The sequence below is a fragment of the Cupriavidus sp. 30B13 genome (assembly GCF_049059565.2).
In the GTDB taxonomy this organism is placed as follows: Bacteria; Pseudomonadota; Gammaproteobacteria; order Burkholderiales; family Burkholderiaceae; genus Cupriavidus.
Map to the genome: position 1 here is coordinate 2,198,703 of NZ_CP188223.1, position 16,361 is coordinate 2,215,063.

Annotated in this window: 13 protein-coding genes; 1 reads left to right on the forward strand and 12 read right to left on the reverse strand. The window is 68.6% G+C overall.

The genetic code is table 11. The features are described from left to right. Positions 1 to 96 precede the first annotated feature (96 nt). The 12 genes from ACKI2N_RS10055 to ACKI2N_RS10110 form a co-directional block, all read right to left on the reverse strand. Positions 97 to 1,017: an alpha/beta fold hydrolase gene (locus ACKI2N_RS10055; protein WP_420994289.1), complete on the reverse strand. Its 921-nt coding sequence runs from the start codon at positions 1,015 to 1,017 to the stop codon at positions 97 to 99. Between the two features lie 104 nt (positions 1,018 to 1,121). Beyond that, complete coding sequence (locus tag ACKI2N_RS10060) at positions 1,122 to 2,024, reverse strand: SDR family oxidoreductase (protein WP_420994290.1); 903 nt, start codon at positions 2,022 to 2,024, stop codon at positions 1,122 to 1,124. Between the two features lie 72 nt (positions 2,025 to 2,096). Further along, on the reverse strand, positions 2,097 to 3,032 hold the full coding sequence (locus tag ACKI2N_RS10065) for a glutathione S-transferase family protein (RefSeq protein ID WP_420994291.1): 936 nt from the start codon (positions 3,030 to 3,032) through the stop codon (positions 2,097 to 2,099). 94 nt (positions 3,033 to 3,126) lie between these two features. Beyond that, on the reverse strand, positions 3,127 to 3,981 hold the full coding sequence (locus tag ACKI2N_RS10070; RefSeq protein ID WP_420994292.1) for a class II aldolase/adducin family protein: 855 nt from the start codon (positions 3,979 to 3,981) through the stop codon (positions 3,127 to 3,129). Between the two features lie 42 nt (positions 3,982 to 4,023). Next, positions 4,024 to 5,034: an NADP-dependent oxidoreductase gene (locus ACKI2N_RS10075; protein WP_420994293.1), complete on the reverse strand. Its 1,011-nt coding sequence runs from the start codon at positions 5,032 to 5,034 to the stop codon at positions 4,024 to 4,026. A gap of 84 nt (positions 5,035 to 5,118) precedes the next feature. Further along, a complete protein-coding gene (locus ACKI2N_RS10080; protein WP_420994294.1) occupies positions 5,119 to 6,522 on the reverse strand; it encodes a serine hydrolase domain-containing protein in 1,404 nt (467 codons plus the stop codon). 122 nt (positions 6,523 to 6,644) lie between these two features. Further along, positions 6,645 to 7,088 carry a PaaI family thioesterase gene (locus tag ACKI2N_RS10085; RefSeq protein ID WP_420994295.1) on the reverse strand — a complete coding sequence of 148 codons (444 nt, stop codon included), beginning with the start codon at positions 7,086 to 7,088 and terminating at the stop codon, positions 6,645 to 6,647. Positions 7,089 to 7,180: 92 nt separating this feature from the next. Next, complete coding sequence (locus ACKI2N_RS10090) at positions 7,181 to 7,963, reverse strand: SDR family oxidoreductase (RefSeq protein ID WP_420994296.1); 783 nt, start codon at positions 7,961 to 7,963, stop codon at positions 7,181 to 7,183. Positions 7,964 to 8,033: 70 nt separating this feature from the next. Next, entirely contained in the window at positions 8,034 to 9,881 is a 1,848-nt protein-coding gene (locus tag ACKI2N_RS10095; protein ID WP_420994297.1) for an acyl-CoA dehydrogenase, read from the reverse strand. Between the two features lie 241 nt (positions 9,882 to 10,122). Further along, positions 10,123 to 11,301: an acetyl-CoA C-acyltransferase gene (locus ACKI2N_RS10100; RefSeq protein WP_420994298.1), complete on the reverse strand. Its 1,179-nt coding sequence runs from the start codon at positions 11,299 to 11,301 to the stop codon at positions 10,123 to 10,125. Positions 11,302 to 11,379: 78 nt separating this feature from the next. Beyond that, on the reverse strand, positions 11,380 to 12,024 hold the full coding sequence (gene pncA, locus ACKI2N_RS10105; protein ID WP_420994299.1) for a bifunctional nicotinamidase/pyrazinamidase: 645 nt from the start codon (positions 12,022 to 12,024) through the stop codon (positions 11,380 to 11,382). Positions 12,025 to 12,078: 54 nt separating this feature from the next. Beyond that, complete coding sequence (locus ACKI2N_RS10110) at positions 12,079 to 14,160, reverse strand: 3-hydroxyacyl-CoA dehydrogenase NAD-binding domain-containing protein (RefSeq protein ID WP_420994301.1); 2,082 nt, start codon at positions 14,158 to 14,160, stop codon at positions 12,079 to 12,081. Between the two features lie 619 nt (positions 14,161 to 14,779). Between ACKI2N_RS10110 and ACKI2N_RS10115 the strand changes: the two genes are divergently transcribed. Beyond that, on the forward strand, positions 14,780 to 16,171 hold the full coding sequence (locus tag ACKI2N_RS10115) for an esterase-like activity of phytase family protein (RefSeq protein ID WP_420994323.1): 1,392 nt from the start codon (positions 14,780 to 14,782) through the stop codon (positions 16,169 to 16,171). Positions 16,172 to 16,361 lie beyond the last annotated feature (190 nt).

Here is a 16,361-nt window from a genome sequence, read left to right on the forward strand (position 1 = left end):
CGCCGCCCGCGCGGCCCATGCACAGTCGCCCGCATGCCGGCCGGGCCAGCACCGCCGGGCCGGCCGGCATGCGGCCGGCATGCGGGCGGCGCGGACTCAGGGCAAGGCGCTGCGGATCAGCAGGTTGATGCGCTCGGGCTGCTCGTGCACGACCCAGTGCGTGCCGTCGGGAATGCGCTCGAGCCGCATCTCCGGCACGAACTGCTCGAGCCCCTCCAGCAGGCTCTTGGGCAGCGCGGTGTCGCGCTCGCCCCAGATCACCAGCGTGGGCACGCGCACCGTGAAGGCGGCCGGGTCCAGCTTGGAGATGTCGGGCGGCGTCTCGCCGGGGCCGGGCGGGTGCATCGGCGACGCGCGGTAGTAGTTGACGCCGCCGGTCAGCGAATGCGACCCGCCCGCGCCGGGCTGCGACCACGCCGCGCGGTATCTCTCGCGCGTCTCCCCGCTGAACCATGGTGCGGGCTGCTTGCCCAGGCCGTGCAGGAAGCTCTCCAGCCTGGCGAAGCCGTCCGCCGCCAGCGCCTCTTCCGAGCCCGGCTGGCGCAGCCAGTTCATATAGGCCGAGGCCGCCTGCTGCTCGGGATTGCTGACCAGCGCCTTGGCGAACACATAGGGATGCGGCGAATTGATGATGACCAGGCGCTCGACCAGTTTCGGGAACTGGATGGCGAGGTTCCAGCAGATCGCCCCGCCCCAGTCGTGCGCCACCACCACGCAGCGCGAGTACCCCAGCGCGTTGATCAGCTGCACCAGGTCCTCGACGATATGGCGCGGCCGGTAGGCCTCGACCTCGGCCGGCTTGCTGGACAGGTTGAAGCCGCGCAGGTCCGGCGCGACCGCGAAGTGCGTCTTGCCGAATTCCGCTAGCTGGGCCTCCCACTCGTACCAGAATTCGGGAAAGCCATGCACGAACAGCACCAGCGGCCGCCCCCGCTCGCCCGCGCTGGCATAGTGCAGGCGCGTGCCGTTGGGCAAGGTGGCGTACTGCAGGTGGCGGATGACTGCAGCTTTGGTCATGGTTTCTCCTCCCTGGGCCGCAATGAGTTTGTCTGCTTCGGGCGCGCGGCAATGTGTGCTGACGCACGAACCGTGCCCGCGCCGCCCGGCGCCGCCCGCACGGCTCATCCGCGCAGCGCCGCCACCAGCCCGGCGCGCACCTCGGGCTTGCCCGCGAACGGATCGCCGGGGTTGCGCTGGCCGACGATCTCCTCGAAACGCTGGCGCACGGGATCGAGCTGCTGCGGATGCGAATAGATGTAGAAGCCGTTGTCGCGGATGGCGTCGAAGGTGATCTGCGCCACCTCGGCGGCGGTCACCTTGCCGGAGTTGACCGCCTTGTCCGACATGGCCTGCGACACCAGTTGCGAGCGCGTGAGCGGGCCCTCGTTGGCAAGCTCCGCCGGGCGGTTGCGGCCCGACCTGGTGATGCCGGTCGGCACGAAATACGGGCACAGCACCGAGCAGCGGACCTGCTCGCTGACCAGGCTCAGGTCCTGGTACAGCGATTCGGACAGCGCGACCACCGCGTGCTTGGACACGTTGTACACGCCCATCGCCGGCGGGCTGAGCAGGCCGGCCATCGAGGCCGTGTTGACGATATGGCCCTCGAACGACGGGTCCTTCTGCGCCGCGGCCAGCATCAGCGGCGTGAAGATGCGCACGCCGTGGATGACACCGTAGAGATTGACGCCGAGCACCCAGTCCCAGTCGCGCTCGGTGTTTTCCCACATCAGGCCGCCGGCGCCCACGCCGGCGTTGTTGAACAGCAGGTTGACCTGGCCGAAGGCGGCGATGGCGGCATCGGCCAGCGCCTGCACCTGCTCGGCCCTGGACACGTCCACGCGCACGCCGATCACCGGCACGCCCTGCGCCTTGAACTCGGCCACGGTGGCGTCCAGCACGTCTTCCTGCACGTCGGCCAGCACCAGCTTCATGCCGAGCCCGGCGCCGATCCTGGCGAACTCCTTGCCGAAGCCGGATGCGCCGCCGGTGATCACTGCCACCTTGCCCTGGAATTGCTTCATCTTGTCTGCCTCTCGTCGATATGTTGTCGTGGTGGTGGTATTGCCGCGATGCCGGTGCCGGGCGCGCGCGCCTCAGCCGGCGCGCCTGACTTCGTATCCCTGGCGCGGGAAATGCACGTTGACCGCCCCGGCGCGCGGATCCTGCCGGCGCAGCACCGCGCGCCGCGCGTCCAGCGCCACCAGCACGCCGGCGACGGGATCGCGCGCGTAGTCGGTCGGCGTCACGGTCACCGCGTCGCCCGCCTCGAAGCCGCTGCCCGGCGCCACGCCGCCGCTCTGCGCGGCGGGGTCGGCGCGGTGCGCCACCGCCAGCGCCACCTCGCTGCCGATCACGTGCACCTTGCCGTGGCCGAACGCCTGCATGCGCGCGTGCCAGGCCTGCAGCGCCGGATAGGCATCGAGCAGCCTGGCCAGCTCGCTGGCGCGGCGGATGAACCAGACGTTGTGATAGAGCGAAAAGTCCGCCACCGACAGCGCGGGGCCGGACACATGCGCCACGCCCGCCCTGAACTGCTGGTCGAGCCGGCCGAAGGTGTCGTGCAGCAGCGCGATCGCCTCGGGCAGCGGCATGCGCAGCGCGTTGCCCTCGCCGCGCATGGCCTTGCGGTCGGCGGCGAAGGCCTGGATCTGCGCCGGCGCGAGATGGCCGAGCATGCTCTGCGCGCCGGCCGGCTGGAACAGGTAGGTGACGGCGGCGGTAAACAGCGCGGTGTCGAACCAGTGCGCCATCACGCGCGCGCTGGCGGCCTGCGCCGCGGGATAGAGCGCGGGGTCCGGCGCCATGGCGTCGGCCACCTCGCAGATCAGCGCCGTGTCGCAATAGATGTCGGCGCCGACCTGCAGGACGGGCGTGCGTCGGTAGCTGCCGGTGAGCGCCACCACGTCGGGCTTGGGCAGGATCGGCGGGATTTCCACCGCCTGCCAGCCGAGGCCCTTGGCTCCCATCAGCAGGCGGATCTTCTCGGAGAACGGCGAGGTTGCGTACTGGTGGAGGATGAGGTCTGCCATGGGATCGATGTCGCCTGTCTTTGTGTGCCTGGAAAACGCCGGCGGCTGCCCGCCGGCGCCCCGACTGCCTCCGCGCCCGGAGGATGCCGCGGCCTCAGTCCAGCAGGTCCGGCTGTTCCTTCACGATGCGCGCATAAAGCGGCTGGAACTGGAACCAGCCGGCCTGCGCGGTGCCGACGATCGAGTATGCCTGGCGCGCCGCGGCGTCCGAGATCATCTTCAGCGGCGCGCCGGTGCGCGCGGCCGCGGCTTCCGCCAGCAACTGCACCTGGCACGAGCGCTCCATGGTGATGAACCACCATGCGGCTTCGTCCACCGTCTTGCCCACCGTCAGCAGGCCGTGGTTCTGCAGGATGGCCGCCTTGTTGGGGCCGAGCGCATTGGCGATGCGCTGGCCTTCGTCGAGCTCCACCACCACGCCGCCGAAATCGTCGTAGAGCGCGTGGTCGTTGTAGAACGCGCACACGTCCTGCGTGAGCGGGTCGAGCGGGCGGCCCAGCGTGGACCACGCGCGGCCATGCGTGCTGTGCGAGTGCGCGGCGGCCACGGCATCTTCGCGCGTCTGGTGCACGCGCGAATGGATGGCGAACGCCGCGGCGTTGACCGGGTAGGCGCCCTCCACCACGTTGCCGTGGTGGTCGCAGCGGATCAGGTTGGACACCTTGACCTGGCTGAAATGCACGCCGAACGGATTGACCCAGAAGGTATCGGTGAACTCCGGGTCGCGCGCGGTGATGTGGCCCGCCACGCCTTCGTCGAAGCCGAATCTCGAGAACAGGCGGAAGGCCGCGGCCAGCCGCTGCTTGCGGTGCAGGCGCTCCTCGGCCGGCGTGTCGAATTTCGGCGGGCGCGGCAGCATGCGGTATCTGGCCTTGACCTCTTCGGACAGGCCGGCGGCCATGTCGTCGGGGTTGTCCTGCGGCCTGGTGTTTTCTGCCGGGGCATTCATGGGGAGTCTCCTTTTATGTTGGCTGGCCGCGCCTTGCCGCGCCTACACCAGCTTGACGAGTTGCTTGCCGAAGTTCTTGCCCTTGAGCAGGCCCATGAAGGCCTCGGGCGCGCTGGCCAGGCCCTGTGCGATGCTCTCGCGGAACTTGAGCTTGCCTTGCGCCACCGCGGCGCCCAGTTCCTGCAGCGCCTGCGGCCACAGTTCCATGTGCTCGGACACGATGAACCCTTCCACGGTCAGGCGCGACACCAGGATCAGCTGCGGGTTCTTGAGCGGCATCGGCTGGCCGTCGTAGCCCGCGATCATGCCGCACACGGCAATGCGGCCGAAGGCGTTCATGCGCGCCAGCACGGTGTCGAGGATCTCGCCGCCGACGTTCTCGAAGTAGCCGTCCACGCCGTCGGGCGTGGCTTCCTTGAGCATGGCGTAGAGTTCCTTGCCGTCCTTGGCGGCCTTGTAGTCGATGCAGGCGTCGAAGCCCAGCTCGCCGACCACGTAGTCGCACTTGTCCTTGCCGCCGGCAAAGCCCACCACGCGGCAGCCCTTGAGCCTGGCAAGCTGGCCCACCACGCTGCCGACCGCGCCGGACGCCGCGCTGACCACCACGGTCTGGCCGGCCTTGGGCGCGATGATCTTGTTCAGGCCGTACCAGGCCGTCACGCCGGGCATGCCGACCGAGCCCAGGTAGGCGGACAGCGGGATATGAGTGGTATCGACCTTCTGGATGCCGGTGCCGTCGCTCAGGCCCATCTCCTGCCAGCCGAACATGCCGACCACCTTGTCGCCCACGGCATATTTCGCGTTCTTCGAGGCCACCACCTCGCCCACCGTGCCGCCGATCATCACCTGGTCCAGCGGCTGCGGCGTGGCGTAGGACTTGCTGTCGTTCATGCGCCCGCGCATGTACGGGTCGAGCGACAGGTAATGGTTGCGCACCAGCACCTGGCCGTCCGCCAGCGCGGGCACCGGCACTTCCTCGAGGCGGAAATTGTCGGGCGTGACCGCGCCGGCGGGACGCGAGGCCAGCACGATGCGCTTGAAGGTATTCGGCATGATGGTTTCCTTATGGTGAAGCGGGCCAGGAGAGGTGTCCCGTGCCCGGCGTTGTGCGTGGATGCCGTCCGGCTTGCGGCATGGCTATTTCATCAATGCCAGCGCCAGCGCCCGGTACGCGCGATGCGTGACGGGATCGTTGGCGCCGTTGGCGGCGACGGGATGCGAAGCGTAGCGCACGATGGTGAGCTCGGCCCGGGGATCGACGTAGATGCGCTGGCCGTGGATGCCGCGCGCCTCGAACACACCGTGGTCGTCGTGCGAGACCCACCACATCGAGCGGTAGCTCCAGCCCGGCAAGGTGGCATAACCGGCCTTGGCGAACCTGGCGGGGTCGCCGCCGCGGCGGATATCGGCCACGACCTGCGCCGGGACGATCTGCCGGCCGTTGAAGCGGCCGTCGTTGCGCATGGTCTCGCCAAAGCGGGCCAGGTCGCGCAGCGTGGTGTTGAGGCCGCCGCCGCCGGATTCGCTGCCGACGCTGTCGACCATGAAGTAGGCATCGTTCTCGGCGCCCATCTTCTGCCACACGCGCTCGGACAGCAGCGTGGCCAGCGGCTGGCCCGACACGCGCTTGACGATCCACGCCAGCACCTCGGCATTGACCGTCTTGTAGGCGAAGGCCTGGCCGTGCTCGCCTTCCTTCTTCAGCGTGGCGAGGAATTCATAGAACGTCCGCGGGCCGGCGTAGCCCGGCTCGCGCGGCATCATGCCGCCGGCGCGGCTGTAGTCCCAGATCTCGGCCTTGGGGTCGGCGTAGTTCTCGGAGTACCTGACGCCCACCGTCATGTCCATCACTTCGCGCACCGTGGCGTCGCCGTAGGCGGTGCCCGCCATCTCCGGCAGGTAGCGCGTGACGGGCGCGGCCGGATCGAGCTTGCCGTCGGCCACCAGCATCGCGGCCAGCGTGCCGACGAAGGACTTGGTCACCGACATGGCGATGTGCGGCGTGTGATCGTCCAGCGCGCCGAAGTACTTCTCGTAGACCACGCGGCCCTTGTGCATCACCAGGATGCCGTCGGTGTAGGTCAGCGCCAGCATGTCGGCGAACGTGCGGCGCGTGCCGTCGGCGTCGATGAACGGCGTGCCGCCGATGTCGCGCTCGGCGCGCGGCAAGGCCGAGACCGGGCCGCGCCCGTGCCAGACCGACGCGGTCGGCACCAGCTCGCGGATGTGCGAGAAGCTCCAGCGCGTGCGCGGGAAGCCATTGCCGGCGGGGGTAAAGCTGACGATCTTGTCCGGCGCGGGCGGAAAGCCCTGCATCCAGCCCGCGGCGACGGGGTCGGTGGCGGCCGCATCCGCGAACACCGGCGCCGGCGCGGGTGCGGGCGGGGGTGCGGACGGGGCTATCGCGGGTGCCGCGGCTGCCGGCGGAACGGGGGCATTCTGGGCCCGGGCGGGGTGGTACATGGCAAATGCTCCTGCGCCGCACGCGGCGAGCACGGTCAGTCTCAGGCGCCGCGCGGCGGCGGTCCGTTCAAACAGCATCTTGTCTCCGTTCTTCTGTTTTATAGGTGCTGCCAGGTGCTGCGCGCCGGCTTTCCCTTTGCCTTTGCCCTTTTTGCCGCCGGTCCCGGCATCGCCCGCCGGTCCGGCCGGACGCGCCGGCCTCAGCCGTCGGCGCCGGTGTCGGCGGCGCTGCCGCCCGCGCGCTGCGGCGGCACGCGCTTGACGTACTTGAACGTGCCCGAGCCGCGCGACACGGTCTTGCCGTCGCCGTCGACGATCTCCGCCTCGCAGAACGCCATGGTGCTGGTGCGATGCACGCACTGGCCGCGGGCAATCAGCTTGCCCCGGCCCGGTGCCATGAAGGTGGTCTTCATCTCGATGGTCACCACGCCGCGGCCATCGCCGTCGGCCGCGCGCCCGGCAATCGCCATGGCCACGTCGAGCAGCGTCATCAGCACACCGCCGTGCGCCATGTCCCAGCTGTTCTGGTGGCGCTCCTCGAGCGCCAGTTCGATCTCGCTGCCGTCGCGGTCCATGCGGTTGCATTGCACGCCGAGCGAAGCCAGGAAGGGGATCCTGAGGGGAAAGCCGTTGGTTTGGGTCATGGATAGTGAATGAAGCGGGAAACAGGATCGGTGCGCGGGCGGGAACCTGCAAGCGGCATGCCCGCCGCGCACCGGCTGCATTAAAGCACGGCTCAGACCGCGCTGACGCCCCCGTCCACCGCCAGTACCTGGCCCGTGATGTGCTTGCCGGCATCGCTGGCGAACAGCAGCGCGGCGCCCTTCAGGTCTTCGTCGTCGCCCAGCCGGTGCAGCGGCACGCCGGCGCACATGGCGTCCACGCCCATGCGGTCGAGCGAGCCTTGCGTCATCTTCGAGGGGAAGAAGCCCGGCGCCAGCGCATTGACGGTGATGTTGTGCTCGCCCCACTCGGCCGCCAGCGTGCGCGTGAAATTGACCACGGCGCCCTTCGAGGTGTTGTAGGCGATGGTTTCCATCGAGCCCGGCGGGTTGCCCGCCAGCCCGGCGATGGAGGCCACGTTGATGATGCGCCCGTAGCGGCGCGGGATCATCGACAGCTTGCCGATGCGCTGCGACAGCAGGAACACGCCGCGGATGTTGAGGTTCATGACCTTGTCCCAGGCCTCCACCGGGTGGTCCTCGGCGGGCGCGCCCCAGGTGGCACCGGCGTTGTTGACGAGGATGTCGACATGGCCGAGCCTGGCCAGCGCTTCGTCGGCCAGGCGGGCGATGTCCGCGTCGCGCGCGCCGTCGGCGGCGATCCATTCGGCGTCGATGCCGCGTGCCTTGAGGTGGGCCTGGGCCGACTGCAGCTCGTCGGCCTTGCGCGCCGACAGCACCAGGCGCGCGCCCTGCTCGCCCAGCGCCTCGGCGATCTGCAGGCCGAGTCCGCGCGAGCCGCCGGTGATCAGCGCGGTCTTGCCCGTGAGGTCGAACAGTTGCTGGATGGTATGCATGGGGTCTCCCGATCATGTGGCGCGCGCCGGGTCCGGCGCGCGCGGGTCTTGTCTCGCATGGCGCCGGGCGTCAGAACCAGGCGTCCTGCATGTCCAGCGTGGTGCGGTCCAGCGAGGCCAGCAGGTGCAGCTGCGGGCCGGCCTTGGGCAGTTCCCAGCGGAAGAAGTACGCCGCCGCGGCCAGCTTGCCGCGGTAGAAGGCCGCATCGTCGCCGCCGGCGGCGGGCAGAGCGGCCTGCGCCAGCAGCGCCTGCTCGAGCCAGATCCACGCCACCACCACGTGGCCGAAGGCCTCCAGGTAGACGGACGCGTTGGCCAGCGTCACGCTGGCGTCGCCCGCCGCCCACAGCGCCTGCGTGACCTCGGCCACGCGCCTGACGGCCGCGCCCAGCGCGCGCGCGTGGCTGCCCAGCCCGGCATCGCCGCCGGCCAGCGCGCGGCCGATGGTGGCCTGGATTTCCTCGCCGAGCGCCTTGAACGCGGCGCCGTCCTTCATCACCACCTTGCGGCCCAGCAGGTCCAGGCCCTGGATGCCGTGGGTGCCTTCGTGGATCGGATTGAGGCGGTTGTCGCGGTAAAACTGCTCGACGTTGTACTCGCGGGTGTAGCCGTAGCCGCCGTGCACCTGGATGGCCAGGCTGTTGGCCTCCAGGCACCATTGCGACGGCCAGCTCTTGGCGATCGGGGTAAGGATGTCCAGCAGCAGCGCCGGCCGTTCGTGCTCGGCGCCCGCGGCCGCGCGTTCCTGGTCCACCAGTTGCGCGCAATACAGGTTGAGCGCCAGCCCGCCTTCCACATAGCTCTTCTGCGCCAGCAGCATGCGGCGGACGTCGGCATGCTCGACCAGCCGCACCTGCGGGCTGGCCGGATCCTTGCCGCCGGGACCGATCGGGCGGCCCTGCGGGCGGTTGCGCGCGTAGTCCAGCGCGTGCAGGTAGCCGGTGTAGCCCAGCATCACCGCGCCCAGGCCCACGCCGATGCGCGCCTCGTTCATCATGTGGAACATGCAGGCCAGCCCCTTGTGCGGCTCGCCGACCAGGTAGCCGATCGCGCCGGCCTTGCCGCCCGGGCGGTATTTCATGCCTTCGCCGAAGTTCAGCAGGCAGTTGGTGGTGCCGCGGTAGCCCATCTTGTGGTTCAGGCCGGCCAGCACCACGTCGTTGTGCTCGCCCAGGCTGCCATCGGCGTTGACCAGGTATTTCGGCACGATGAACAGCGAGATGCCCTTCACGCCCGGGATCAGCTTGCCGTCCGGGCCGGGGATCTTGGCCAGCACGAGATGCACGATATTGTCGGAAAGCTCGTGCTCGCCGGCGGAGATCCACATCTTGTTGCCGCGCAGGCGGTATTGCCGGCCCAGTGGCGACTCGCCCTCGTAGTCGGCGCGCGTGGTGATGTCCGACAGCGACGAGCCGGCCTGCGGCTCCGACAGGCACATGGTGCCGAAGAAGCGCCCCTCCATCTCCGGCTTGACGAAGGTCTCCACCTGCGCCGGCGTGCCGTGCGCGAGCAGCAGGTTGGCGTTGCCGATGGTCAGGAACGGATAGGAACTGGTGCCGACGTTGGCGCCCTTGAAGTAGGCGAAGCCGGCCTTCTCGACCACCACCGGCAACTGCATGCCGCCGATCTCGTAGTCTTGCCCGGCAGCCATCAGCCCGGCCTCGCAGAAGGCCTTCAGCGCGGCCCCGACCTCGGGGATGATGGCGACGGTGTCGCCGTCGAAATGCGGCTCATGCTGGTCGTTCTTCTTGTTGTGCGGCGCGAACAGGTCGGTGGCGATCTTCTCGCAGGTATCGAGCGCGGCGTCGAAGGTCTCGCGGGAGTGGTCGGCGTAGCGCGGGATGCGCGCCAGTTCCTCGACCTTGAGCCACTCGTACAGCATGAAGTTCAGGTCACGGCGGGAAAGGATCAGCGACATGGCAGGAACGGGCTCCTGGTCTGAAAGCGAAAATCGATGATGCGCGATGCGGGCGCGCCGGCCCGGATCGTCGCTGTCTCCACGGCGGCGCGCTGCATGGCACGCCGCGTTTTTTTGTTCTGGCGGCAGGGCGCGCGCAAAGACGCACACGACCCCGCTCCGCATGTTTGCTCCCCTCTCCCGCGTGCGGGAGAGGGGAGCAAACCATCGGCAATGCCAAACAGCGTCTTACAGGACTTCGTTACAGGACTTCGAACAGCCCCGCCGCGCCCTGGCCGCCGCCGATGCACATGGTCACCACCACGTACTTGACGCCGCGGCGCTTGCCTTCGATCAGCGCATGGCCCACCAGGCGGGCGCCCGACACGCCGTACGGGTGGCCCACCGCGATGGCGCCGCCGTTGACGTTGAGGCGGTCCATCGGGATGCCCAGCTTGTCGGCGCAGTACAGCACCTGCACGGCGAACGCTTCGTTCAGCTCCCACAGGCCGATGTCGTCGACCTTCAGGCCGGCCTTCTTGAGCAGCTTGGGCACCGCGAATACCGGGCCGATGCCCATTTCGTCGGGCTCGCAGCCGGCCACGGCGAAGCCGCGGAACACGCCCAGCGGCTGCAGGCCACGGGCGGCGGCCACCTTGCCGTTCATCACCACGGCCGCCGAGGCGCCGTCGGAGAACTGCGAGGCATTGCCTGCCGAGATCACGCCGCCGGGCACGGCGGTGCGGATCTTGACCACGCCTTCGAGCGTGGTGTCGCCGCGGATGCCTTCGTCGGCGGAGACCGTGACTTCCCTGGTCATCAGCTGGCCGGTGGCCTTGTCGGCCACGCCGGCGAGCACCGTGATCGGCACGATCTCGTCGTTGAACTTGCCGGCTTCCTGCGCCGCGAAGGCGCGCTGCTGGCTGCGCACGCCGTACTCGTCCTGGCGTTCCTTCGAGATGTTGTAGCGCTTGGCCACGTTCTCGGCGGTCTGCAGCATGTTCCAGTAGATTTCCGGCTTGTTCCTGGTCAGCCAGCTTTCCTGGATCATGTGGCGGTTCATGTCCTGCTGCACGCAGGAGATGGACTCGACGCCGCCGGCCACGAAGATGTCGCCCTCATCGGCGATCACGCGCTGCGCGGCCATGGCGATGGTCTGCAGGCCGGACGAGCAGAAACGGTTGACGGTGGCGCCCGGCACGGTGACCGGGCAGCCCGCGCGCAGCGCGATCTGGCGCGCGATGTTGGCGCCGGTGGCGCCTTCCGGGTTGGCACAGCCCATCAGCACGTCTTCCACTTCGCCGGCTTCGATCCTGGCGCGCGCGATGGCGTGCTGGACCGCATGGCCGCCCAGGGTGGCGCCGTGGGTCATGTTGAATGAACCCTTCCAGCTCTTGGCCAGGCCGGTCCGTGCGGTGGATACGATGACTGCCTCGTTCATTTGTTGCTCCTCGGAATCTTGGTGTCTGCGCAAGTCGCTCTTGCGCTCTCTTGCGCTCTTGCGCGTTGTTCGGTTTGTCTAGCGCGAGGGCTGCGCGGCGAGCACGTCGGCCGACTGCAGGCGCTGCACGCCGGCGGCGGACAGGTCCTGCCAGGCGCGTTCGAGCGAGCCGTCGAGGTCGATGGCGCGGCAAGCGTCCTCGATCACGGCCGCCTCGAAGCCCGCGGCGCGCGCGTCGAGCGCGCTCCAGGCCACGCAATAGTCGGTCGCCAGGCCCGCGCAGAACACGCGGCGCACGCCGTGCTCGCGCAGGTAGCCGGCCAGCCCGGTGCGCGTGGCGCGGTCCGCCTCCATGAAGGCGGAGTAGCTGTCCACGTCGCGGTGGTGGCCCTTGCGGATCACCAGCCGCGCATGCGGCACGCGCAGGCCCCCATGGAGCGCGGCGCCCGGCGTGTCCTGCACGCAGTGCACCGGCCACAGCACCTGCTGCCCGTACGGCAGCGCGATGGCCTGGAACGGCTGCGCGCCGGCATGGCTGGCGGCGAACGACGCATGGCCGGCGGGATGCCAGTCCTGCGTCACCACCACATGCTCGAACGCCTGCGCCAGCCGGTTGACGACGGGCACGACCTCGTCGCCATGCGGCACGGCCAGCGCCCCACCCGGCATGAAGTCGTTCTGCACGTCGATCACCAGCAGGCAATCCTGCGCACCGTAGCTCATGGTTGGTTCCGCCCTTGCGTTGCCCTTGCGATTGCCCCCGCCCTCACGGCCGGCTTAGTCGTTGAAGCCCTTGCCTTCGGCCGCCAGCTTCTGCAGCAGCGCGGCGGGCTTCCAGGCTTCGCCGTGATAGCCCTTGGCATAGCGGTTCATCGCCTGCGCCACGTTGAACAGGCCGACCTGGTCCGCGTACAGCATCGGGCCGCCGCGGAACAGCGGGAAGCCGTAGCCGGTCAGGTAGACCATGTCGATATCCGAGGCCTTGGACGCGATGCCCTCTTCCAGGATCTTGGCGCCTTCGTTGACCAGCGCGAACACCAGGCGCTCGACGATTTCCTCGTCGGAGATCTTGCGGCGCGCGATGCCGAGGTCCTTCGAGTGCTGCACGATCATCTCGTTGACCTGCTGGTTCGGGTACGGCTTGCGGTCGCCCGCCTTGTAGTCGTACCAGCCCGCGCCGGTCTTCTGGCCGAAGCGGCCCAGCTCGCACAGCAGGTCGGCGGTCTTGGAGTACTGGATGTCCGGCTTGTCCACCGCGCGGCGCTTGCGGATGGCCCAGCCGATGTCGTTGCCGGCCAGGTCGCCCATGCGGAACGGCCCCATGGCGAAGCCGAACTTCTCGATGGCCTTGTCGACCTGCTCGGGCAGCGCGCCTTCGTCCAGCAGGTAGCCGGCCTGGCGGCTGTACTGCTCGATCATGCGGTTGCCGATGAAGCCGTCGCACACGCCCGACACCACGGCGGTCTTCTTGATCTTCTTGGCGATCTGCATCACCGTGGCCAGCACGTCCTTGCCGGTCTTCTCGCCGCGCACCACTTCGAGCAGCTTCATCACGTTGGCCGGGCTGAAGAAGTGCATGCCGACCACGTCCTGCGCGCGCCTGGTGAACGAGGCGATCTTGTTGACGTCCAGCGTGGAGGTGTTGGAAGCCAGGATCGCGCCCTGCTTCATCACTTCGTCCAGCTTCTTGAAGACGATTTCCTTGACGCCCATTTCCTCGAACACGGCTTCGATCACCATGTCCGCGTCCTTGATGTCGTCGTAGGACAGCGTGGTGGTCAGCAGGCCCATGCGCTGCTCGACCTTTTCCTGCGTGAGCTTGCCCTTCTTGGCGCTGTTCTCGTAGTTCTTGCGGATCGTGGCCACGCCGCGGTCCAGCGCTTCCTGCTTGGTTTCCAGCATGGTGACCGGAATGCCCGCGTTGAGGAAGTTCATGGTGATGCCGCCGCCCATGGTGCCGGCGCCGATCACGGCCACCTTCTCGATCTTGCGCACCGGGGTGTCGCCGGGCACGTCGGGGATCTTGCTGGCGGCGCGTTCGCCGAAGAACGCATGGCGCAGCGCGCGCGATTCCGGCGTGGTCACCAGCGCCATGAAGCCTTCGCGCTCGGCCTTCAGGCCTGCCTCGAACGGCTTGAGCGACGCGGCCACGGCGTCGACGCACTTGAGCGGCGCCGGGAAGTTCTTGGCCACGGCGGCCACCGTATTGCGGGCGAAGGCGATGAAGCCCTCGGCGTTCTCGTGCTTGACCTTCAGGTCGCGCACCTTGGGGTACGGGCCGGGCGCCGCGGCGACGCTCTTGGCGAAGGCCACGGCAGCGGGCAGCACGTCGCCGTCGACGATCTCGTCGAACAGCTTGGTGCCGGCGAACTTCTCGCTCGGGATGGCATTGCCCGACACGATCATGTTCAGGGCAGCCTCCAGGCCAATCACGCGCGGCAGGCGCTGCGTGCCGCCGGCACCGGGCAGCAGGCCCAGCTTGACTTCCGGCAGCGCGATCTGCGCGCCCTTCGCGGCCACGCGGTAGTTGCAGCCCAGCGCCAGTTCCAGGCCGCCGCCCATCGCCACCGAATGGATGGCGGCCACGACCGGCTTGGCCGACGCTTCGATCGCGCGGATCACCGAGTGCAGCGTGGGTTCCTGGGTGGCCTTGGGGGTATTGAATTCACGGATGTCGGCGCCGCCCGAGAAAGCCTTGCCGGCGCCGGTGATGACGACGGCCTTGACGGCCGCATCTTCCAGCGCACGGGTCAAGCCTTCGACGATGCCGAGCCGGGTGCTGTAGCCCAGGCCATTCACGGGGGGATTGTCGAGCGTGATGACGGCGACGCCGTCCTGAACCTGATACTGCGCTGTCATGCTGGTTCCTTTGTACTAGAAGTTGTCTCGGGATTCGAATTCTCGAATTATGTTTTTCTGCGTCGTCCTGCATGGTTTCCGCCTTGGCCGGAACTGCGCGCGGCGGGCTCATTGTCCGCCTTGGCGCCGGCTCCTGCTACCGGGGAAACCGCCCGCCGGCTACCTCGCGCAGGTGGCCGCCCGAGTACGGGCGACGGCCCGGGCGGCAGTACGAGCGGGACAAGCATACACAGAAAAGCACGGTCGTTCAATTTTAATTTGGGCGCGCCGGGATGCCGTCATGCGCCCGCTTTATGGCCGATCTCGCCGGCGTGCATGCCACTCTGGCCAGGGCGCATTTTCGCGGTTCGCGCAAGCGCCGGCCGATGCGTTATCAGGCACTTCCGGGCCGTCTTCCGCGGCGCCGCACTCACCGTGAACCCCCGCGAGGCAGGTCTCCGGATTTACCCTTAGGCGCTTCGCGTTCTCGCGCGAGCCCCGCGCCGGAAGACGCGGAGGACGCAGAAAGCGGGGCGTCGGTCATCGCCGCCGCCGCGCATATGACTGTCCCGGAACTGTCATGCCCGCGTCATTCGGCGCATGCATCGTAGCGGTCTTTCCACCCGATCCCACCGCCCGCATGCGCCTGCTTCCGTCCGCGACCGTCTCCGCCGTCATCGCCATCACTGCCGCCGCCTGGGCCTTGCCCGCCGCATCGCAAACCGCGCAAACCGCGCAGACGGCCGCCGCGCCCGCCTATCCCGCCATCCTCGCCGGCCATGCCATCCTGCCCGCGCAGAGCTTCATCGCCGCGCCCAAGGACGCGCCGCAGGACCTGCAGTCCAGCGGCAAGTTCACCACCGGCGAGCGCGCGGAAAAGATCGGCAGCATCGAAGGCAAGTCGAACGGCCGCCCCACCGGCGTATCGGTGCCCTTCAAGGGCCAGCCGCTGCAAGGCCACTCCGGCATCAGGCACATGGCCGACGGCAGCTTCTGGGTGCTGACCGACAACGGCGCCGGCAGCAAGGCCAACTCGCCCGACTTCATGCTCTACCTGAACCACTACAAGGTGGACTTCAAGGGCGGCAAGCTGCAGCGCCTGGGCACCGTCTTCCTGCACGACCCGGACAAGAAAGTGCCGTTCCGCATCGTCCACGAAGGCACCAGGCAACGCTACCTGACCGGTTCGGACTTCGACACCGAGAGCTTCCAGTTCGCCGGCGGCGCCCTGTGGATCGGCGACGAATTCGGGCCCTTCCTGATCAAGGCCGACCTGCAAGGCAAGGTGCTGGCCGTGTACGAAACCCTGGTCGACGGCAAGCCGGTGCGCTCGCCCGACCACCCCGCCGTCACCACGCCCGGCGTGCCGGGCGGCGCGGTCGACTTCCAGGTCAAGCGCTCCAAGGGCTTCGAAGGCATGGCCTCGTCGCCGGACGGCAGCAAGCTCTACGCCCTGCTCGAAGGCCCGGTATGGAACGCCCAGGCCAAGGACTACGAGCGCGTCGACGGCAAGGAAGCGCTGCGCGTGCTCGAATTCGACACGCAAGCCGGCAAATGGACCGGCCGCTCGTGGCAATACCCGCTCGAAGCCAACGGCAACGCCATCGGCGACTTCAACATGATCGACGCCACCACCGGCCTCATCATCGAGCGCGACAACGGCGAAGGCACCGCCGACAAGGCCTGCCCCGAAGGCCAGAAGCGCGACGACTGCTTCGCCGACATCGCCAGGTTCAAGCGCATCTACAAGATCGAGCTGACCGACGCCAACGCCGGCGGCCCGCTGCGCAAGATCGGCTACATCGACCTGCTCAACATCGCCGACCCCGACAAGCTGGCGCGCAAGCCGCTCAACGACGGCGTGCTCAAGTTCCCGTTCTTCACCATCGAGAACGTCGACGTGGTGGACCCCACCCACATCGTGGTCGGCAACGACAACAACCTGCCCTTCTCCAGCAGCCGCGAGCCGAACAAGGCGGACGACAATGAGATGGTGCTGCTGGAGGTGGGGGAGTTCCTGAAGGCGAAGTAAGCCGCCAGGACAACAAGAAGGCGCTGCGCTCCGGTGACGGAGCGCAGCGCCTTCTTGCATTCCGCCCCGGCGTCCAGGCTCGCAGCGGCATCGTTGCGACGGTCCGACCTGCGGAACCGGCGTAGGCCGACGCCAGCACCTTCGCGCCACCGACATGGGGGCTGCGGCAAAAAACGGCGTCGCGATTAAT